This is a genomic window from Cupriavidus sp. 05L310, from assembly GCF_056398185.1.
In genome coordinates, this window is the sequence record NZ_JBFTOX010000028.1 from 37,045 (window position 1) to 54,899 (window position 17,855).

Below are 17,855 nucleotides of genomic sequence, written 5' to 3' on the forward strand. Positions count from 1 at the left end.
CTTATGCGTCGGTAAAAAATGAACACCGGCAAATGAAAAAAGCCCAAGACCTTTTCAGATCTTGGGCTTTTTCGTAATGCTGGTGGCCTGGGACGGAATCGAACCGCCGACACAAGGATTTTCAATCCTCTGCTCTACCGACTGAGCTACCGGGCCAAAGAAGCGAAATCATAGCAGCGCATTTTGAATCAGTCAAGCGCTGCGCGCATCACCGCATCATTGTTCTGCTGGCTCCGGCTTATTGCGGCCGAGTTCCACGCCGAGTTGCTTGAGCTTGCGGTACAGGTGGGTACGTTCGAGGCCGGTTTTCTCGGCGACGCGGGTCATGCTGCCGTGTTCGCGCAGCAAGTGGTATTCGAAATAAGCGCGCTCAAACAGGTCGCGCGCCTCGCGCAGCGGCATATCGAAGGAGAAGTGCATCTCCGCTTCGGGTAGCCGTTGCGGGGCGCCATTGGCGCTTTCCGCGGCGCTTTCCGCCACTACCGCCGCGATGCCTTCACCACTGCCGTTCGCGGGCAATGCCGTGCCGGCGGCCACGCCTGCGCGTGGCCGCTCGACGCCGCGTGCCAGGCCCTGCTCGACCGCCGACAGCAGCTTTTGCAAGGCAATAGGCTTCTCGAGGAAATTGAGCGCGCCAATCTTGGTCGCCTCCACCGCGGTATCGATGGTGGCGTGCCCCGACATCATGATGACGGGCATGGAGAGCAGGCCCTGGGCCGACCACTCCTTGAGCAGCGTGACGCCGTCGGTATCGGGCATCCAGATGTCAAGCAGCACCAGATCCGGCGTATTGCCGGCACGGTACTCGCGCGCCTTCTGCGCGTTTTCTGCCACTTCGACCACATGGCCTTCGTCGCTGAGGATTTCCGAGAGCAACTCCCGGATACCCATTTCGTCGTCGACTACGAGGATGGTTGCCATACTTCCCCTCTTGACCCTACCGCGGCTTGCCGGGTTCGGGGCCGCACATTGACTATGCCAGTTTAACGAACAGGATGGAGATCTGTGCCCCGATGATCTCGGTGCCCTCCATGCGATTGCGCAACTCGATGCGTGCGCCGTGTTCGTCAATGATCTTCTTCACCATTGCGAGCCCGAGGCCGGTTCCCTTGGCCTTGGTGGTCACATACGGTTCGAACGCGCGACTAAGGATGCGCGGGGCGAAACCAGGACCGTTATCCGCAATGGTGAGCTTGACGGCCTGCCGGTCTTCGCCGGCAGAATCTTTGTATTCTACAGTCTCGGTGTGCAGAGCGATATGGGGCGCCATTCTGGCCGCCGAAACGTTGTCCGACACGGCATCCTGCGCGTTTTGCAGCAGGTTGTGAATCACCTGGCGCAACTGGGTCGGATCGCCCTTGATTTCAGGCAGGCTGGCAGCCAGCGACGGATGGATCACCGCATGCTCGTGGGGGCCGGTGTCGTCGATGCCGTAGAGGTGCAGCACTTCCGCCACCAGGCCGTTGATCTGCAGTGACTGCAGCAGCGCTGGCGGCGTGCGCGCGTAGTCGCGGAAGTCGTCGACCATGCGCTTCATGGCCTGCACCTGGTTGACGATTGTGGTGGCGCCGCGCTTGAGCACGTCCACGTCGTGGCCTTCCAGCTTTGGCGAGAGCTTCATCTGCAGGCGCTCGGCCGAGAGCTGGATCGGGGTCAGCGGGTTCTTGATCTCGTGCGCAAGGCGCCGCGCCACTTCGCCCCAGGCCACGGAGCGTTGAGCGGAAATCACATCCGAGATATCGTCGAACACCACCACGTAGCCGGGCTCGCCTTGCTCGTCGCCCCGTCCGCCGGGCAGGCGCGCGCCGCGCACCAGCAGCGTGAGCGGTTGTTCCTCATCGCCCTGCGGCAGTTCGATCTGCTTTTGCCAGTGCTGCGCGCCACCCAGCATTTCACTGGTGGTCTGCTCCGAAAAGGCCTGCCGCACGATGTCGCCGAATGCGCCGAGCACCGGGATGCTGTCGATGGGCTGTCCCAGCGCGCCGGCGAAGGGCTGGCGGAAAATGCGCTCGGCGCCGGGATTGGCGGTGATCAGGACGAAGCGGCGGTCGAACACAAACACGCCGGCGGTGAGGTTCTGCAGCACGCTTTCGAGATACGCCGTCGATTTTTCGAGCGCGCTGCGGTTCTGTTCCACCGCGATGCGCGCTTCCGAGAGCTGGCGCGTCATCATGTTGAACTGCTGTGTCAGCATGCCGAGCTCGTCACGGCTCTTGAGTTCGCGCTTGGGCGAGAGATCGCCCTCTGCCACTTCCTTGGTCCCTTGCAACAGCATCAGCAGCGGCCGCGCCAGCTGGCCGCCGAGCAGCAGCGCCAGCATCACGGCAATGAACACCGCCAGGAACAGCGTGAGCGTGAGCGTGCCGATATACATCTTGCGCAGGCCGGTACGGCCAAGCGCCTTCTCCTGGTACTCCTGGTAGGCCCGCTGGACTTCGTCGGCATTGCGCGCCAACGCCGCCGGCACCGGATGCACGACTTGCAGATAGCGTTCCTCGCGCACCGTGTCGCCCACCAGCCCGAAGCCGGAAGAAGCCGCGTCTTCCGGGCGGCGTTCCACGGCCAGCCCCGAGCCCGCCCAGCGGCTGGCTGCATTCAGGGGCTGCTTTGCCGCCGGGCCGCTGGCGCTTTCCGCGAGGGTTTGCGCATTGGTCTGCGCGGTGGGCGCGGGGCCAAGCGGCACAATGACGCGCAGCCGGTACAAGTGGCCGCCATCGGTTCGTTCGGGCTTGTGGCGGCCGTCCACCACCGGATCGGAGCCACCCTCCACCGCGGCGTAGCCGCCGGCCAGCCGCGCCTGCTCGGCCAGCACGCCGGAAGGCAGGTCGGGCACCAGCGAGGCATAGTTGCTCGAGGCGGTGGCGATCACACGGCCGCTGCCGGTAAAGATGGCGGCTTCCTGCACGCCGTATTGCTCGCGCAACCGGTTGAGCTGCAGCGAGGTGGCGACATTCGACGAGCTGGCGATCTGGTCGGCCATCAGCCGCGCCTTGCCTTGCAGGTCGGACAGCGAACTGTCGATGGTCGAGCGTCCAAGATTCAGGCCGGCCTCGAGCGCGGTTTCCACGCGCACATCGAACCAGGACTCGATGCTGCGCGAGACGAACTGCAGCGACACCAGGTAGATCAGCACGCCGGGCAGCACGCCCACCACGCCGAAGAACACCGCGAGCTTGGTCATCAGCCGCGTGCCGAACTTGCCGCGGCGGTAGCGCAGCCACAAGGTCAGCGCCAGCGCCCCGATGATCAGCACCAGCAGGATGCCGATCACCAGGTTGATCTTGAACAGCAGCGTGAAATACCGGTCGAAGAATTCCGTATTGGCCGAGGCGCCTGCCAGCAGCGCTACCAGCACCAGTGCCAGGAACACGATGATGCCGGCCACGACGCGGTAAAGCACGCGCCGGAAACGGCTGTCCCAAAGGCTGGGGGCGGTGCTCATGGCTGGCCCGCGGCCGGCTGCACCAGGGTATTGGGGGAGAGCACGGTCGATACGGTCTGCGCGAACGGTACCGCGCGCGTTTCGCCGGCCACTGCCGCGGACGCGGCGGATGCCGGTCCTGGCACGGGGGGCGGCACCGGTACTGGCAACACCGGCGGTGGCGTGGGCGCGGGGGGCTGCGGGAACTCGGTGGGTACAGTGAAATTAAAGCGGCGCCATTCCGATGCCAGGTTCCATTCGCGCGTATTGACGGCGTTGATCTGGAACGGCTTGGGCAGTTGCGTCAGGTCCAGGCGCATGCGCGTTTCGGCCTGGTAGGTCTCGCCCGGCTTGACCATATTGCGCTCGAACACGCGCCAGCCACGCACGCGCTGGATGAATTGCAGCGCGCCCTTTAGCCGCATGAACGGCAGCTGCAGGCCGCCGGTGGAAACGCGGTACTGCCGCGTGAGCGGATGGTAGGACAGCCGCACGCTGCGGCTGGCATTGACCGGTTTTTCATCGAACCAGTACCAGCGCGGACGGGTGAGCTGGAAATCGACCACGAAATACAGAGAGATACCTTTGTTCAGCGCGTCTTCGAGCGGTGGCGGCAATTCGAAATCGAAGCTCGCGGCAAGATCGAAGCCGCCGTCCTGGTACTCGATGCGCGCTTCGTTGACTTCGATGCCATCGGCGCGCGCCGCTCCCGACAACACCATCAGTGCCATCAGCACGCACAGCATGATCGCCGACGCAAGCCGCCAGGCTGCCAGCCAGGTACGCGCCTTGCGCGCGGCGCCGACTATTGCACTACCTGCCGCCACGGGCACGTACGCACTGTCGTCAGGGACGCGAAGGACGAACAAGCGAAGCGGGCTCGGCATTGGGATCGATACGGATCGGTCAGGGTCGTTTCTGGAAGCGGGCGTAGAAGAAGCCATCGTGGTCGGTGGGCAGGCCTTCCTGGCTGGCATTGCCGCCGCCGGCCACCTGGTCCTTGTTGCCAGGCAGCATCTGGCCGGGTGCCTGCAATCGTATCGCATCTGGTAGCTGTGCACCAAACCAGCGCGCCTGCTCTTCCCCCTCCGTTGGGAAAATAGAACAGGTGACATAAACCAGGATGCCGCCCGGCTTGAGCAGGCTCCAGAGCTGCGACACGATGCGCCGTTGCTCGGTCACCAGGCGGGGAATGTCCACCTCGCGGCGCAGCCAGCGGATATCCGGATGGCGGCGCACGATGCCCGAAGCGGAACAAGGCACGTCGGCGAGGATGCGATCGTATTGGCGGTTATCCCACCAGTCCTGCGGGCGGCTCGCGTCGCCCACTACCACGGTGGCTTGCTGACCCAGGCGCGCGAGGTTCTCGTCGATGCGCGTGGCACGCTGGCCATCGCTCTCGAGCGCCGTCACCTCGACCTTGGCCAATTCCAGGATGTGGCCGGTCTTGCCGCCGGGCGCTGCGCAGGCATCGAGCACGCGCTGACCGTCGGCAAGGTCCAGCAGCGGCGCGGCCAGTTGCGCGCCTGCGTCCTGCACCGAAACGTCTCCCTCGGCAAAGCCGGGGATCTGCGACACGGGAAACGCGCGCACCAGCCTGACCGCCTGCGGACCGATGGCCACGCCAGCCATGCCGGCGTTGGCCACGCGCTTGAGATACTCGGCGACCGTGACCCGCGCGGTATTGACGCGCAGGGTCATGGGCGGACGCACGTTGGCGCTTTCGGCCAGCGCGGTCCACTGGTCCGGGTAAGCCTTGCGCAGCGCGTCCAGCCACCATGCGGGCAGGTTCCAGCGCGCCTCGTCGTCCTGGCGCACTTCGGCCAGCAGCGCCTTGCGCTCGCGCAGGAAACGGCGCAGCACGGCGTTCACCAGCCCGCGCGCATGAGCCGTCTTGGGCTCGGAGGCGGCGGCGCTGACGGCCTGGTCCACCACGGTGAACTCCGTATAGCCGCCCTCACCCTGCTCATCCTCGACCAGCAGCGCCAGGGCCACCGCCAGCAGCGAATCCACCAGCGCGCCGGGCGGCCGGGTCACCAGTTTGGTGACCAGCGCGCGCGCCGTGCCGAACTGGCGCATGGTACGGTAAGCCAGGTCCTGCAAGGCGCCGCGCGTGGCCGCGTCGCGCACGCGGTCCAGGCGGTATTGCGCGGCGGCGTTGTCGATGGCCAGCGGCAGCGCGCTGCCTTCGTTGACGCCGCGTACGGCGGCCGCGGCGGCGAGCATCTGGAAGGCGAGTGATTCGTGTGGCAGGCGCATGACAGTGAGGCAGTGAGACGGTAACGCGGGGTGGCAAAGGCAAGCCGCAAGCGGCGTGGACTGGCGGCAAGGCCGGGCGGGGCCGGAAAAAACACTGCCCGCCGCTTCGAAGGGAAGCACGGCGGGCAGTTTACCCTGTATGTGCCCAGGGCCGGCTTTTTTGCGCCCGGCTGGCCGGCGCCTGGAGCAACGGGACGGCTTGAACCGACCCTAAACCGGGTAGACGCCGGTCTGGGCCATCTGCATCAGCCGTGCCACGCGCTCCTCGGTGGCCGGGTGGGTCGAGAACAGGTTGGCGATGCCGCTGCCCGAGAGCGGGTTCATGATCATCATCTGCGCGGTCGCGGGGTGCGCTTCCGCGGTCTGGAAGGGAATGCCCTGGGCATAGCGGTGGATCTTGTCGAGCGCCATCGCCAGCGCCTGAGGATCGCCGCTGATCGTGGCGCCGCCACGGTCGGCCTCGAACTCGCGGGCGCGCGAGATCGCCATCTGGATCAGCGAGGCCGCCAGCGGCGCCAGGATTGCCACGGCGATGCTGGCGATGGGATTGGAGCGGTTGCCGTTCTCGTCGCGCCCGCCGAAGAACATGGCGAAGTTGGCCAGTGCGGCAATCGCGCCGGCCATGGTGGCGGCAATGGTCGAGATCAGGATGTCGCGGTGCTGCACGTGGGCCAGCTCGTGCGCCATCACGCCGCGCAGCTCGCGCTCCGACAGCACGCGCAGGATGCCGGTGGTGGCGGCGACGGCCGCATGCTCAGGATTACGGCCGGTGGCAAAGGCATTGGGCGCGTCCTCGTTGATCAGGTACACGCGCGGCATCGGCAACTGGGCGCGCTGCGCCAGCTCCTGCACCATGCCATAGAACTGCGGCGCCGTGCTCGCGTCGACTTCCTGCGCGTTGTACATGCGCAGGACCATCTTGTCCGAGAACCAGTAAGAGAAGAAGTTCATGCCCAGCGCCATGATCAGCGCGAACATCATGCCGCTGCGGCCGCCGATCATGCCGCCGATGACGATGAACAGCGCCGTGATGGCTGCCATCAGCATGAAGGTCTTGACCCAGTTGAACATTGTCGTGATCTCCGAAAAAATCATCCTCGCGCGCGCACCCGGTGGCCGGGCTGGCCAGGCCTGCGAAGCGCGACGCGGTGATGATTAGATGGTACCCCTGGGCGGAAATTCAACCGTGGGGTGCCTAAAAATAGAGCAATACCACAGTTAGCGACGCCTTCGGCCGTTTGTCCGCCAGCGGGGGCTCAGCGCTGAGCCAGCGCCAGGCGGACACCCAGCCCGATGAACGCGGCGCCAACAATGCGATCCAGCCAGCACTTTAGCCGGGGCGCCTCGCTAGCGCGGCGGGTCAGGGTGCCCGCCATCCATGCGACCAGGCCGTTCCAAAGCGTCGACATCAGCACCATGACGCCGCCCAGTGCCAGGAATGCCAGGGCCTGATGTCCGGCATGACGGTCGACGAACTGCGGAAAGAAGGAAATGAAGAACAGGATCACCTTCGGATTCAGCACATTGGTCAGGAAGCCCTGCATGAACAAGGCGCGCAGGCCGTGCGTACCCGGTTGCGCGGCGGGGGCCGCGCTTGCCTCCCGGGGCGCCGATTGCTGCCAGATGAGGCGCAGCCCCAGCCACACCAGATAGGCCGCGCCGGCAAACTTGATCACGGTAAAGGCAGTGGCCGACGCCGCCAGCAGGGCGGTCAGGCCAAAGGCGATGGCCAGCGAGTGCACGCAGCAGCCGGCGCTGACGCCGAGCGCCGAGACCACGCCCGCCGCCCTGCCCTGCGCCACGCTGCGCCCGACGATGTAGGCGGTGTCCGGTCCGGGTGTCACATTGAGCAGCAACACAGCGCCGACGAACAGGGGGAAGTCAGTAATACCGAGCATGGGATTCCTGGCTGCTGGATTGGCAATGGCGGGCAGGCGCCGGTTATGCCGTGCCTTCCGGCACGGCGCAGCGGGTGCCAGCCGGCAGCGGCATGCCCTGCAGGAACTGCTGGGCCGGCAGCCTGCGGCCGCCCGGCTTCTGCAGCTCGGCCACGCGCAGCGCGCCCTCACCGCAGGCGATCACCACGCCGTCGGCATCCGCGGCCAGCACTGTGCCCGGCGCCTGCCGCAGACCGGGCACGGCCTCCGTCGCCTGGGCCTGCCAGCACTTGATGACGGTCTGGCCGACCTGCACGGTGGCGCCTGGGAAGGGATTGAAGGCGCGCACCTGGCTGGCCAGTGCCGTGGCCGGGCGGCGCAGGTCCAGCGGCGCTTCTTCCTTGGCGATCTTTTCGGCATAGGTGACGCCCTCGGCAGGCTGCGGCGTGCCGGGCAGCGGCTGGCCAGCGGCGAGCCGGCGCAGCGCGTCCACCACCATGCGGCCGCCCAGCGCGGCCAGCGTGTCGTGCAGCGTGCCGGTGGTGTCGTCGGGCCCGATCGGCACCGTTTCGCCCTGGATCATCGCGCCGGTATCCAGGCCTTCGTCCATCTGCATCAGCGTGATGCCGGTTTGCGCGTCGCCGGCCTCGATGGCGCGATGGATGGGCGCCGCGCCGCGCCAGCGCGGCAGCAGCGAGGCATGGATATTGAGGCAGCCGTGGCGCGGCAACGCCAGCACCTCGGCTGGCAGGATCAGGCCGTAGGCGGCCACTACCATGACGTCCGGCGCAAGCTGCGCCAGCGTATCCACCGCGGCGCCGGCTTCCTCCGGGTACTTACCGTTGCGGCGCAGGGACCGCGGCTGCAGCACCGGGCCCAGACCATGCTCCAGCGCGTACTGCTTGACGGGGCTGGCCTGCAGCTGCATGCCGCGGCCCGCCGGGCGGTCGGGCTGGCTGAGCACGGCCACGACGGGGAAGCCGGCCTCATGGATGGCCTGGAGCGCCACGCGGGCGAATTCGGGCGTGCCGGCAAAGGCTACGCGCAGCGCTTGGGTTGGGCTTGCGGCTTGGGACATGGCGCGCTCCGGCATAAAGCGGCACCGGCCGCATCAGCGGCCGGCAACTTGATTCATCGGGAAGGCAATACGATAGCAGACCGGTGCCGGGGCGTCCGGGCGCGGCTACCTTACATGCGGGTGCGTTCGCGCTTGTGCAGCTTGACCAGCTTGGACTTGATACGCTGAAGCTTGAGCGGTGACAGGTACTCGACGAAGACCTTGCCCTTGAGGTGATCCATCTCGTGCTGGATACACACGGCCAGCAGATCGTCGGCTTCGATCTCGAAGCTCTCGCCCTTTTCGTTGAGGGCTCGCACGCGCACATGGTCCGGGCGTTCCACGCGGTCGTAGACCTCGGGCACCGACAGGCAGCCCTCTTCCGATACCTTGCGGGTCTCGCTGGACCAGACGATTTCCGGGTTGATGAAGACTTGCAGCGCGTCGCGGGTTTCGGAGATGTCGATCACCACCACCTGCTCGTGCACGTCCACCTGGGTTGCGGCCAGGCCGATGCCCGGTGCTTCGTACATGGTCTCGGCCATGTCCTGCACCAGCTTGCGGATGCGGTCGTCCACCACGGCAACCGGTTTTGCCACGGTATGCAGGCGGGGATCGGGGTAGGTCAGGATATCGAGTTTAGCCATGATGCTGGGGCGCAACGCCTGCCGCTCACACATGTGACCCGCGCGTTGCGGCTACGGGTGTTTACATGCAGAATCGGGGCGCAAGTACAAAAATTCAAGGCGCGCCGCAACAGGCACGCTCTCCAGGGTCAATCCGGCTGTTCTGCCAGCCGGTTCGAGAAAATGCGCGATCTTACCAAAGAACACCAGGCGGCGCCGGGCCGCAGGCTGCACGCGTTTGCCCGATTGATGTTGTGTGCGGCTGGCATCACTGCCGCCGCCGGGGCGCCAGTCCATGCCGCTGAGCTTACCGTCACCCCTGCCCAGCTGGCCCAGGCCACTGTCACCGGGCAGCAAGGCATACCCGCCACCGACCTGGCACCGGACGCGCCACAGCAGTACGTGGTGCGCGGTGGCGACACGCTCTGGGGCATATCGGGCCGCTTCCTGCGCCAGCCCTGGCGCTGGCCCGAGCTGTGGGGCATGAACCGGCAGCAGATCCACAATCCTCACCTGATCTATCCCGGCCAGGTCCTGTACCTGATTCAGCGCGACGGACGCGCCTGGCTCTCGACCAGCCCGGACGCCGGCGGCACGGTGCGCCTCACGCCGGGCGTGCGCGGCGAGGGTGGCCCGGAAGGCGCCATCGCCAGCATTCCCGCCAAGGACATCGAGTCCTTCCTGATCCGCCCGCTGGTGGTGGACCAAGGCACGCTGGAGACCTCGGCGCGCATCTTCGCCCTGCCCGAGTCGCGGGTCTACCTGGCCATGGGCGACATCGCCTATGCGCGCGGCATCGCCCCGCCCGAGGCGGTGATCGGCAGCGACTGGCAGGCCTTCAAGCCGGTCAAGCCGATCAAGGACCCCGTCAGCGGTGTTGTGCTGGGCTACGAGGCCGAATACCAGGGCAATGTCCGCGTGTCGCGCCATCCGGAAGGCTTCGACGCGGTGACCACCATCAAGGTGACACAGGCGCAGCAGGAGATGGGCACCGGCACCTTGCTGATGCCCCAGCCCGCGCGCGAGCCGGTGCGCTATGTGCCCCGCGCCCCGGAAGTCGCGCTCGATGGCCGCATCGCGGCGGTCTATGGCGGCGTGCAGTTTGGCGGCGCCAAGCAGGTGGTGGTGCTCAACCTCGGCACCACCGCGGGCCTTGAGCCAGGCCACGTGGTTGCGCTTTCCCGCGCCGGCCAGTTGGTGCCCGATCGTACCGACGGCAATCGCCCCATCCTGCTGCCCGACGAGCGCTACGGCCTGGCCTTCGTGTTCCGGGTGTTCCCCGGTGTGGCCTATGCCCTGGTCACCGATGCCACGAACGCGATCGAGGTTGGCGACCGCGTGACCTCGCCACGTTGACCAGGCCAGCAGCAGCCTGCGCCGGTCCGGTGCAGGCGCCGGCCACCACGCGCGACGCCGCGGACATCGAGGCGTGGCTGCGGCTGACGGGCGCGCGCGGCCTCGGTACGGGCGCCCTGCGCCAGTTGCTGGCCGTCTTCGGGCTGCCGCGGCAACTGCTGGCGCAGAGCGTCAGCGCGCTGGCGGCGGTCATCCCCGAGAAGCAAGCGAGCGCCTTGCTGGCCCCGCCCGACGCTACCACCATGGCGCTGGTCGAGCGTACCGTGGCCTGGGCCGCCGAGCCCGGCAACCATGTGGTGACGCTGGCCGACGCAGCCTATCCCCGCCCCTTGCTGGACCTTTCCGACCCCCCGCTGGTGCTGTACATCAAAGGCCGGCTGGACGCGCTTGGCGCTCCGGCCGTCGCCATGGTCGGTGCGCGCAGCGCCACGGTGCAGGGCGTGGAAGATGCGCGGCGCTTCGCCCGCGTGCTGTCCGATGCCGGGCTGGCCGTGGTGTCGGGGCTGGCGCTGGGGATCGATGGCGCTGCCCATGACGGCGCGCTGGCGGGCATCGGCGGCACCGTGGCGGTGATCGGCACGGGTGCCGACCTGGTCTATCCCGCCCGCCATCGCGAGCTGGCCCACCGCATTGCCACCCATGGCGCCATCGTCAGCGAGTTTCCGCTCGGCGCGCCGGGGCGCAGTCATCATTTCCCCCAGCGCAACCGCATCATCGCGGCGCTGGCGCGCGGCGTGCTGGTGGTGGAGGCGGCGGCGCGCTCGGGGTCGCTGATCACGGCGCGGCTGGCCGCCGAAATAGGGCGCGAGGTCTACGCCATTCCCGGCTCGATCCATGCGCCGCTGTCCAAGGGCTGCCACCTGCTGATACGCCAGGGCGCCAAGCTGGTGGAAACCGCGCACGATGTGCTGGAGGAACTCGGTTGGGGCGGCGCCGGTGTCCGGACCGTGTTGCCTGCGCCGATGCCGGCACTGGACGATGTCCTCGGCCTCACGCTTACCCACGATCCCGTCACGCTCGATGCACTGTGCGCCCGCACCGCCCTGCCACCCGAGCAGGTGGCAGCCGTCCTGCTGAACCTGGAACTGGCGGGCGCCGTGGAGCGGCTGCCGGGCAATTTCTATCGCCGGGTAAGCTAGTGGGTGCCGCAAGGCCGGTCGAAGCACGGTTTTCCCCGCGACCGCTACAATCAAACGATTTCCCGTGCCTGAAAAGGCTCATGTTTATCCCGCCATGACCGTTTACTTTCCGGAGCAGGACCCGGGCGCGATCGCCCAGGCGCTGGCAGCGCGTCCGCAAGGCCGCCTGGTCGCGTGCCTGTGCGCGGCCTGGTGCGGCACCTGCGAGACCTACCAGGAGGCGTTCACATCCCTGGCGGCGCGCTTTTCCGGCGATTGCTTCGTGTGGATCGATATCGAAACCCATGCCGACCGGCTGGGCGACCTCGACATCGACAACTTTCCCACGGTGCTGGTGCAGCCGGCCGCAGGGGGCCGGCCGCAGTTCTACGGTACGCTGTTGCCGCATATCGAGGTGCTTGAGCGTATGCTGGCGCGCGGCGCCGCCATGCCGGTGGCGGCCGGGGCCGAGGTGCCGGAAGTGCTGGACTGGCTGGCGCAGGGTGCCGGCGACGGCCTGGATTCGCATTGAAAAAAGAACCGACAGCAACCGCACCGGGCCTGGCCCGCATGCTGGCAACGGCTGTTTGACGAAGGCGCCGGCGGCGTGCTTGCTTGCACCGCCGTCGGAACCGCGCTTATTATTGGCGCCTCAAAGCCCCGAGCTCGCTGTTTACATATAGTGCAGAGCCCTTAGTGGCAATAATTCGCAGGCCGCCAGAGTGCGGCCAGCAAGGACCCGATCCATGTCAAAAGCCCTCATCATCGCGGAAAAGCCATCGGTTGCTGCCGATATAGCCCGTGCCCTCGGGGGCTTTACCAAGCATGACGAATACTTCGAAAGTGATGATTACGTACTTTCGTCGGCCGTCGGCCACCTGGTTGAGATTGCCGCCCCGGACGAATACGAGGTCAAGCGAGGCAAGTGGAGCTTCGCCAACCTGCCGGTGATTCCCCCGCACTTCGATTTGCGCCCGATCGCCAAGACCGAATCGCGCCTGAAGGTGCTCAATCGCCTGATCAAGCGCAAGGATGTCACCGCCCTGGTCAACGCCTGCGACGCGGGGCGCGAAGGGGAGCTGATCTTCCGCCTGATCCAGCAGCATGCCAAGGCCAAGCAGCCGGTGCAGCGCCTGTGGCTGCAGTCGATGACGCCGCAGGCAATCCGCGACGGCTTCGCGCGCCTGCGCGACGACGCCGACATGATGCCGCTGGCCGATGCCGCGCGCTGCCGCTCCGAGGCCGACTGGCTGGTGGGTATCAACGGCACGCGCGCCATGACCGCCTTCAACAGCAAGGGCGGCGGCTTCTTCCTGACCACAGTTGGCCGGGTGCAGACCCCTACCCTGTCGATCGTGGTGGAGCGCGAGGAGAAGATCAAGAAGTTTGTCCCGCGCGATTACTGGGAAGTGCGCGCCGAGTTCATCGCCGCCGCCGGCCTGTACGAAGGGCGCTGGTTCGATCCCAAGTTCAAGAAGAACGAGTTCGATCCCGAGGCGCGCGAGTCGCGCCTGTGGAGCGAGGCCGAAGCCAAGAGCATCGTGGCGGCCTGCCGTGACAAGACCGGCACCGTCACCGAAGAGTCCAAGCCTTCCACGCAGCAGTCGCCGGCGCTGTTCGACCTGACCACGCTGCAGCGCGAGGCCAACTCGCGTTTCGGTTTCTCGGCCAAGAACACGCTTGGCCTGGCGCAGGCGCTGTACGAAAAGCACAAGGTGCTGACCTACCCGCGTACCGACGCGCGCGCGCTGCCAGAGGACTACATGGACACGGTCAAGCAGACCATGGACATGCTTGCCGAGAGCTCGCCCAACTACCTGCCGCATGCCAAGAAGGTGCTGGCGAGCGGCTGGGTCAAGCCGAACAAGAAGATCTTCGACAACAGCAAGATCAGCGATCACTTCGCTATCATCCCGACGCTGCAGGCCCCGAAGAACCTCTCGGAGCCGGAGCAGAAGCTGTATGACCTGGTGGTGCGCCGCTTCCTGGCGGTGTTCTTCCCGGCGGCCGAGTTCCAGGTCACCACGCGGATTACCGAAGTGGCCGGCCATCATTTCAAGACCGAGGGCAAGGTCCTGGTCAATCCGGGCTGGCTGGTGGTCTATGGCCGCGAAGCCCAAGGCGACGACGCCAACCTGGTGGCGGTGGCCAAGGACGAGCGCGTCAAGGTCGACAAGGTCGACAGCTTTGGCCTGACCACCAAGCCGCCGGCGCGATACAACGAAGCCACGCTGCTCTCCGCCATGGAAGGCGCAGGCAAGCTGGTGGACGACGACGCGCTGCGCGAGGCCATGGCCGGCAAGGGCCTGGGCACGCCAGCCACGCGCGCGGCCATCATCGAAGGCCTGCTCGCCGAGAAATACCTGGTGCGCGAGGGCCGCGAACTGATCCCCACCGCCAAGGCCTTCCAGCTGATGACGCTGCTGCGAGGCCTGGGCGTGCTCGAACTGACCCAGGCTGAGCTGACCGGTGAATGGGAGCACAAGCTGTCGCAGATCGAGCGCGGCGGCCTCAAGCGCGACGAGTTCATGCGCGAGATCGCGCAGATGACGCAGCAGATTGTCAAGCGCGCCAAGGAGTACGACAGCGACACCATCCCGGGCGACTACGCCACGCTGGCCACGCCGTGCCCGCAGTGCGGCAGCCAGGTCAAGGAGAACTACCGCCGCTTTGCCTGCACCGCTTGCGAGTTCTCGATCAGCAAGATCCCGGGCGGCCGCCAGTTCGAGATCGACGAGGTCGAAGAGCTGCTGCTGAAGAAGGAAATCGGTCCGCTGCAAGGCTTCCGCAGCAAGATGGGCCGGCCCTTCGCCGCCATCCTGAAGCTGGGCAAGGACGACGAAGGCCATTACAAGATGGAATTCGACTTCGGCCAGAACGACGACGATAACGATGGCGAGCCGGTCGATTTCAGCGGCCAGGAACCGGTTGGCACCTGTCCCAAGTGCAGTGGCTCGGTGTTCGAGCATGGCATGAAGTACGTGTGCGAGAACTCGGTTGCCAGTCCCAAGTCTTGCGACTTCACGACTGGCAAGATCATCCTGCAGCAGGAGATCTCGCGCGAGCAGATCGGCAAGCTGCTGGGCGCGGGACGCACGGATTTGCTGACGGGATTCAAGTCATCGCGCACCGGGCGCAATTTCAAGGCCTTCCTGGTCAAGCAGCCTGATGGCAAGATCGGCTTCGAGTTCGAAGCCCGCGAGCCCAAGGCAGGTGCGAAGACGGCTGCCAAGACCGCTTCCGCCAAGGCGGGCGGCGAGGACGTTCAGGACGCTGAAACGGCGAGCAAGGCCAAGGCACCAGCCAAGAAGGCGGCTGCCGTGAAGAAGGCGCCCGCAGCCAAGAAGGCCGCAGCCAAGGCGCCGGCGGCCAAGCGTGCTACCGGCAAGTCGCGCGCCGGCGGCGAGGCCACCGCCGACGCCGAGGAGTGAGCCGCCGCGGAACCGGCTTCGCGCCGGTTCCGCGAATCCTGTCCTTGCGCCAGTCTCGATCCTTTACTGATCGTTGCCGCGGATCTTGCCTTCTTCCAGCAGGAAGTCGATAAAGGCGCGGACCTTGGTCGGCAGGAACTTGCGGCTGGGATAGACCACGCTGACATCGCGCCGAGGCAGTCGGTATTGCTGGAGGATGTGCGTCAACCGCCCTGATTCGATATTCGGCCGCGCCAGATAGGCAGACAGCATCGCCACCCCCATATCGGCCAGCGCCGCCTGGTGCGCCAGCTCGGCATTGCTGCACAGCAGGCCAGGCCGGATCGGCACCGTCACCTCGCCCTCCGGCCCCGACAGCGTCCATTCATGCTCCGCGGTGGGAATCCGCATCGCGATACAGCGGTGGTTGGCCAGTTCGTGCGCGTGGCGCAGCGGCGGGTGCTGGCGCAGATAGCCTGGCGAGGCGCACAGGATGATCTCTGCCGAGATCAGCGGGCGCGCCACCAGGTGCGAGCCCAACCCCAGGTCAGACAACACCACGCCTACGTCGCGGCCCTCTTCCACGATATCGACGATACGGTCCGATAAGAGCACATCGAACACCACTTCGGGGTACAGGGCCTGAAAACGCGCCAGCGTGGCCGGGAGCAGGTGCAGGCCGAACATCACCGGCGCCACCAGCCGCAGTGTGCCCGAGAGCGACTGGCTGCGCGCCGTCACTACCGATTCGGCCTCCTCCACGTCTTCCAGGATCTGCTGGCAACGCTGCAGGTAGGTTTCGCCGGCGTCGGTCAGCGACAGGCTGCGGGTAGTGCGATTGAGCAGCCGGGTGCCCAGGTGGCTCTCCAGGTCGGCCACATAACGCGTCACCACCGCATTGGACATTTCCAGTTGTTGCGCTGCACGAGCAAAGCTGCCCAGCTCGACCACTTTGGAAAAGACGCGCATCGATTGCAGCCGGTCCATGACATAGTCTCCAGTCTTGCCCGCGAACTTTTACGAGAAGTGGGTTATTTATTGTTAAAACTACAACTAATCATTGTCGGGGGCAATCTTTATTCATATCAGGGAAATACCTAATATGGAGCCATCGGATGCCGCATTGCAGCGAAGGCTGCTGAGAAGACAAGGCATCCTGCCTGTGGAAAGGACTCAATCATGAAAAACCAACGTTACGCCCTGATCGCCGCTGCCGCCACGCTCGCCGCTGCCCTGACCGCCGCGCCCGCTTTCGCCAAGACCGGCAAGTTCGACCCCTATACCGATGGCGCCCGCGCCACCCAGACCTCGGTTTACAGCAACGGCGGCAGGGCCGGCAAGTTTGACAGCTTCACCGACGGTGCCCGCGCCGGCAAGTTCGACGCATTCACCGATGGCGCCCGCGCCGGCAAGTTCGACCCGTACACCGACGGCGCCAAGGCCGGCAAGTTCGACGTGTTCAGCGACGGCGCAGCAAGCCTGTAAGGCCGCTGGCCAGCCGGCAGGCATCGTCTCTGCCGGCGGTTTTCACCCCTTTCGGCTGATCTCCACAGGCCGACGGGGAGGGAGCGGAAGCTCTCTCCCCGTACTAACCGGAGGACATGCCCGTACCGCGCCGGTACGGGCATGTTTGTTTTTGGGCACCTCATTGTCCGGCATTGCCCCTGCCCTACTATCCCGTCCGCGTGGTGTCCTGCTACGGACGTAGCCTGCAGGTGATGCATCATACGCCCCGATGCTCATCCCTTGCCTTGTCCTCTTTCCTGAAATCTCTGCTGACGGGCCTCGCGGGCATAAAAAAACGGGCCGCGAATGGCCCGTTTTCCTGCCGGCATTGCACACCGGCCGCCTGCGCGCGGGGCAACGGCCCCACCAGGCCGATCAGTCGTCGTGATCGTGATGGTAGTGGCCACGGCCATGCTTGCGCTTGTAGCCGCTGCGGTAATAGCGGTCGTCGCGATAACCGCGGGCGCGCTCGTCCGCATAGGAGTTGCTGCGCGAGACGTTGCCGCCTAGTGCGGCGCCAGCGCCGCCACCTACCGCGGCACCCAGCAGGCCGCCGGTGCGCCCGCCCATGGCGTTGCCTGCTGCCGTACCCGCGCCGCCGCCCAGCGCGCCACCGATGATGGCACCGGTGCGCTCGCGCCGGTTGGAGGTGACCGCGCCGCCAGCGCCGCCGCCTACCGCGCCGCCGATCACGGCACCGGTCGAGCCGCCAAGCGCGCCGCCCACCGCCGCCCCGGCGACACCGCCGAGCGCGCCGCCGAGGGCATTGTTCATATCGCCCGCGAACACCGGCAGCGCGGATGCCGCCAGGGCGATGGCCAGGGTGAAACTGCGAACGGTGTGGCGAGACATGTTCTTTTTCCTTGGGTTAGCAACGATGGCGCAAGTGTAGAGAAGTCGCTCCGGACTTGCTGTAACCACGTGTAAGGCCCTGTAACCCCTGGGGAAACGTAAAACGGGCCGCCTTTTGGGGCGGCCCGTCCACGATGTTACGTGGATATCATGCGGTTCAGCAGCACTTGCCCTGCCCGCCGCCGTAACGCGCTTCCTGGCGTTCGCGGAAGAATGCCTCGTAGCTCATGGGCTCGCGGTCGGGGTGGGTTGACTCCATATGGGCCACATAGGTCTGGTAGTCCGGCAAACCCACCATCAGGCGCAGGGACTGGCCCAGGTAGCGTCCCATGGTTCCAAGTTGCTCAAGCATGCTGGATCTCCTGTTTCCAAA

General features: G+C 66.2%; 16 protein-coding genes and 1 tRNA gene. 5 read left to right on the forward strand and 12 right to left on the reverse strand.

What is annotated here, in order from left to right:
* Positions 1-80: 80 nt before the first annotated feature.
* The 9 genes from AC1DS6_RS20900 to def all read right to left on the reverse strand — a co-directional run bounded on the left by AC1DS6_RS20900 (position 81) and on the right by def (position 9,261).
* Positions 81-156, reverse strand: a tRNA-Phe gene (locus tag AC1DS6_RS20900).
* Between the two features lie 60 nt (positions 157-216).
* A complete protein-coding gene (locus AC1DS6_RS20905; RefSeq protein ID WP_045241983.1) occupies positions 217-921 on the reverse strand; it encodes a response regulator in 705 nt (234 codons plus the stop codon).
* A 52-nt stretch (positions 922-973) separates the two neighbouring features.
* A complete protein-coding gene (locus AC1DS6_RS20910; protein ID WP_477103007.1) occupies positions 974-3,442 on the reverse strand; it encodes a sensor histidine kinase in 2,469 nt (822 codons plus the stop codon).
* Positions 3,439-4,308 (reverse strand): DUF4390 domain-containing protein, encoded by an 870-nt coding sequence (locus AC1DS6_RS20915; RefSeq protein ID WP_441632548.1) that lies wholly within the window; start codon positions 4,306-4,308, stop codon positions 3,439-3,441. Before AC1DS6_RS20915 ends, AC1DS6_RS20910 begins: the two co-directional genes overlap by 4 nt.
* Before the next feature lie 19 nt (positions 4,309-4,327).
* Entirely contained in the window at positions 4,328-5,680 is a 1,353-nt protein-coding gene (gene rsmB, locus AC1DS6_RS20920) for a 16S rRNA (cytosine(967)-C(5))-methyltransferase RsmB (RefSeq protein WP_035865621.1), read from the reverse strand.
* Between the two features lie 210 nt (positions 5,681-5,890).
* Positions 5,891-6,751, reverse strand: a complete 861-nt coding sequence (gene htpX / locus AC1DS6_RS20925) for a zinc metalloprotease HtpX (protein ID WP_035865619.1) — start codon at positions 6,749-6,751, stop codon at positions 5,891-5,893.
* Positions 6,752-6,936: 185 nt separating this feature from the next.
* Positions 6,937-7,578 (reverse strand): LysE family translocator, encoded by a 642-nt coding sequence (locus tag AC1DS6_RS20930; protein WP_441632551.1) that lies wholly within the window; start codon positions 7,576-7,578, stop codon positions 6,937-6,939.
* Between the two features lie 43 nt (positions 7,579-7,621).
* A complete protein-coding gene (fmt, locus tag AC1DS6_RS20935) occupies positions 7,622-8,635 on the reverse strand; it encodes a methionyl-tRNA formyltransferase (protein WP_477103008.1) in 1,014 nt (337 codons plus the stop codon).
* Between the two features lie 110 nt (positions 8,636-8,745).
* Positions 8,746-9,261 (reverse strand): peptide deformylase, encoded by a 516-nt coding sequence (gene def / locus AC1DS6_RS20940; protein WP_441632555.1) that lies wholly within the window; start codon positions 9,259-9,261, stop codon positions 8,746-8,748.
* Positions 9,262-9,423: 162 nt separating this feature from the next.
* Here def and AC1DS6_RS20945 point away from each other — a divergent pair, with 162 nt between their 5' ends.
* The 4 genes from AC1DS6_RS20945 (at position 9,424) to AC1DS6_RS20960 (ending at position 15,145) form a co-directional block, all read left to right on the forward strand.
* Positions 9,424-10,596: a LysM peptidoglycan-binding domain-containing protein gene (locus AC1DS6_RS20945; protein WP_441637274.1), complete on the forward strand. Its 1,173-nt coding sequence runs from the start codon at positions 9,424-9,426 to the stop codon at positions 10,594-10,596.
* Complete coding sequence (dprA, locus tag AC1DS6_RS20950; RefSeq protein ID WP_441637270.1) at positions 10,593-11,735, forward strand: DNA-processing protein DprA; 1,143 nt, start codon at positions 10,593-10,595, stop codon at positions 11,733-11,735. Before AC1DS6_RS20945 ends, dprA begins: the two co-directional genes overlap by 4 nt.
* Positions 11,736-11,829: 94 nt before the next feature.
* Positions 11,830-12,246, forward strand: coding sequence for a thioredoxin family protein (locus AC1DS6_RS20955; protein WP_441637272.1), 417 nt, complete (start codon positions 11,830-11,832; stop codon positions 12,244-12,246).
* Positions 12,247-12,460: 214 nt separating this feature from the next.
* Positions 12,461-15,145 carry a DNA topoisomerase III gene (locus tag AC1DS6_RS20960; RefSeq protein ID WP_441637268.1) on the forward strand — a complete coding sequence of 895 codons (2,685 nt, stop codon included), beginning with the start codon at positions 12,461-12,463 and terminating at the stop codon, positions 15,143-15,145.
* Positions 15,146-15,208: 63 nt separating this feature from the next.
* On the opposite strand, the gene AC1DS6_RS20965 is transcribed toward AC1DS6_RS20960, so the two are convergent.
* Positions 15,209-16,111: a LysR family transcriptional regulator gene (locus AC1DS6_RS20965; protein ID WP_045241972.1), complete on the reverse strand. Its 903-nt coding sequence runs from the start codon at positions 16,109-16,111 to the stop codon at positions 15,209-15,211.
* Between the two features lie 192 nt (positions 16,112-16,303).
* Between AC1DS6_RS20965 and AC1DS6_RS20970 the strand changes: the two genes are divergently transcribed.
* A complete protein-coding gene (locus tag AC1DS6_RS20970; protein ID WP_441637266.1) occupies positions 16,304-16,609 on the forward strand; it encodes a hypothetical protein in 306 nt (101 codons plus the stop codon).
* Positions 16,610-17,005: 396 nt separating this feature from the next.
* On the opposite strand, the gene AC1DS6_RS20975 is transcribed toward AC1DS6_RS20970, so the two are convergent.
* Entirely contained in the window at positions 17,006-17,482 is a 477-nt protein-coding gene (locus tag AC1DS6_RS20975) for a hypothetical protein (protein ID WP_477103009.1), read from the reverse strand.
* 157 nt (positions 17,483-17,639) lie between these two features.
* Complete coding sequence (locus AC1DS6_RS20980; RefSeq protein ID WP_013958452.1) at positions 17,640-17,834, reverse strand: YbdD/YjiX family protein; 195 nt, start codon at positions 17,832-17,834, stop codon at positions 17,640-17,642.
* Positions 17,835-17,855: the final 21 nt, after the last annotated feature.

Bases quoted from the DNA above. Each gene is read 5' to 3' on its own strand.
- def (WP_441632555.1), bottom strand. From the start codon at position 9,261: ATGGCTAAACTCGATATCCTGACCTACCCCGATCCCCGCCTGCATACC.
- AC1DS6_RS20960 (WP_441637268.1), top strand. From the start codon at position 12,461: ATGTCAAAAGCCCTCATCATCGCGGAAAAGCCATCGGTTGCTGCCGAT.
- AC1DS6_RS20980 (WP_013958452.1), bottom strand. From the start codon at position 17,834: ATGCTTGAGCAACTTGGAACCATGGGACGCTACCTGGGCCAGTCCCTG.
- AC1DS6_RS20930 (WP_441632551.1), bottom strand. From the start codon at position 7,578: ATGCTCGGTATTACTGACTTCCCCCTGTTCGTCGGCGCTGTGTTGCTG.
- AC1DS6_RS20975 (WP_477103009.1), bottom strand. From the start codon at position 17,482: ATGTCTCGCCACACCGTTCGCAGTTTCACCCTGGCCATCGCCCTGGCG.
- AC1DS6_RS20965 (WP_045241972.1), bottom strand. From the start codon at position 16,111: ATGGACCGGCTGCAATCGATGCGCGTCTTTTCCAAAGTGGTCGAGCTG.
- fmt (WP_477103008.1), bottom strand. From the start codon at position 8,635: ATGTCCCAAGCCGCAAGCCCAACCCAAGCGCTGCGCGTAGCCTTTGCC.
- htpX (WP_035865619.1), bottom strand. From the start codon at position 6,751: ATGTTCAACTGGGTCAAGACCTTCATGCTGATGGCAGCCATCACGGCG.
- AC1DS6_RS20955 (WP_441637272.1), top strand. From the start codon at position 11,830: ATGACCGTTTACTTTCCGGAGCAGGACCCGGGCGCGATCGCCCAGGCG.
- AC1DS6_RS20915 (WP_441632548.1), bottom strand. From the start codon at position 4,308: ATGCCGAGCCCGCTTCGCTTGTTCGTCCTTCGCGTCCCTGACGACAGT.
- AC1DS6_RS20910 (WP_477103007.1), bottom strand. From the start codon at position 3,442: ATGAGCACCGCCCCCAGCCTTTGGGACAGCCGTTTCCGGCGCGTGCTT.
- AC1DS6_RS20905 (WP_045241983.1), bottom strand. From the start codon at position 921: ATGGCAACCATCCTCGTAGTCGACGACGAAATGGGTATCCGGGAGTTG.
- AC1DS6_RS20945 (WP_441637274.1), top strand. From the start codon at position 9,424: ATGCGCGATCTTACCAAAGAACACCAGGCGGCGCCGGGCCGCAGGCTG.
- AC1DS6_RS20970 (WP_441637266.1), top strand. From the start codon at position 16,304: ATGAAAAACCAACGTTACGCCCTGATCGCCGCTGCCGCCACGCTCGCC.
- rsmB (WP_035865621.1), bottom strand. From the start codon at position 5,680: ATGCGCCTGCCACACGAATCACTCGCCTTCCAGATGCTCGCCGCCGCG.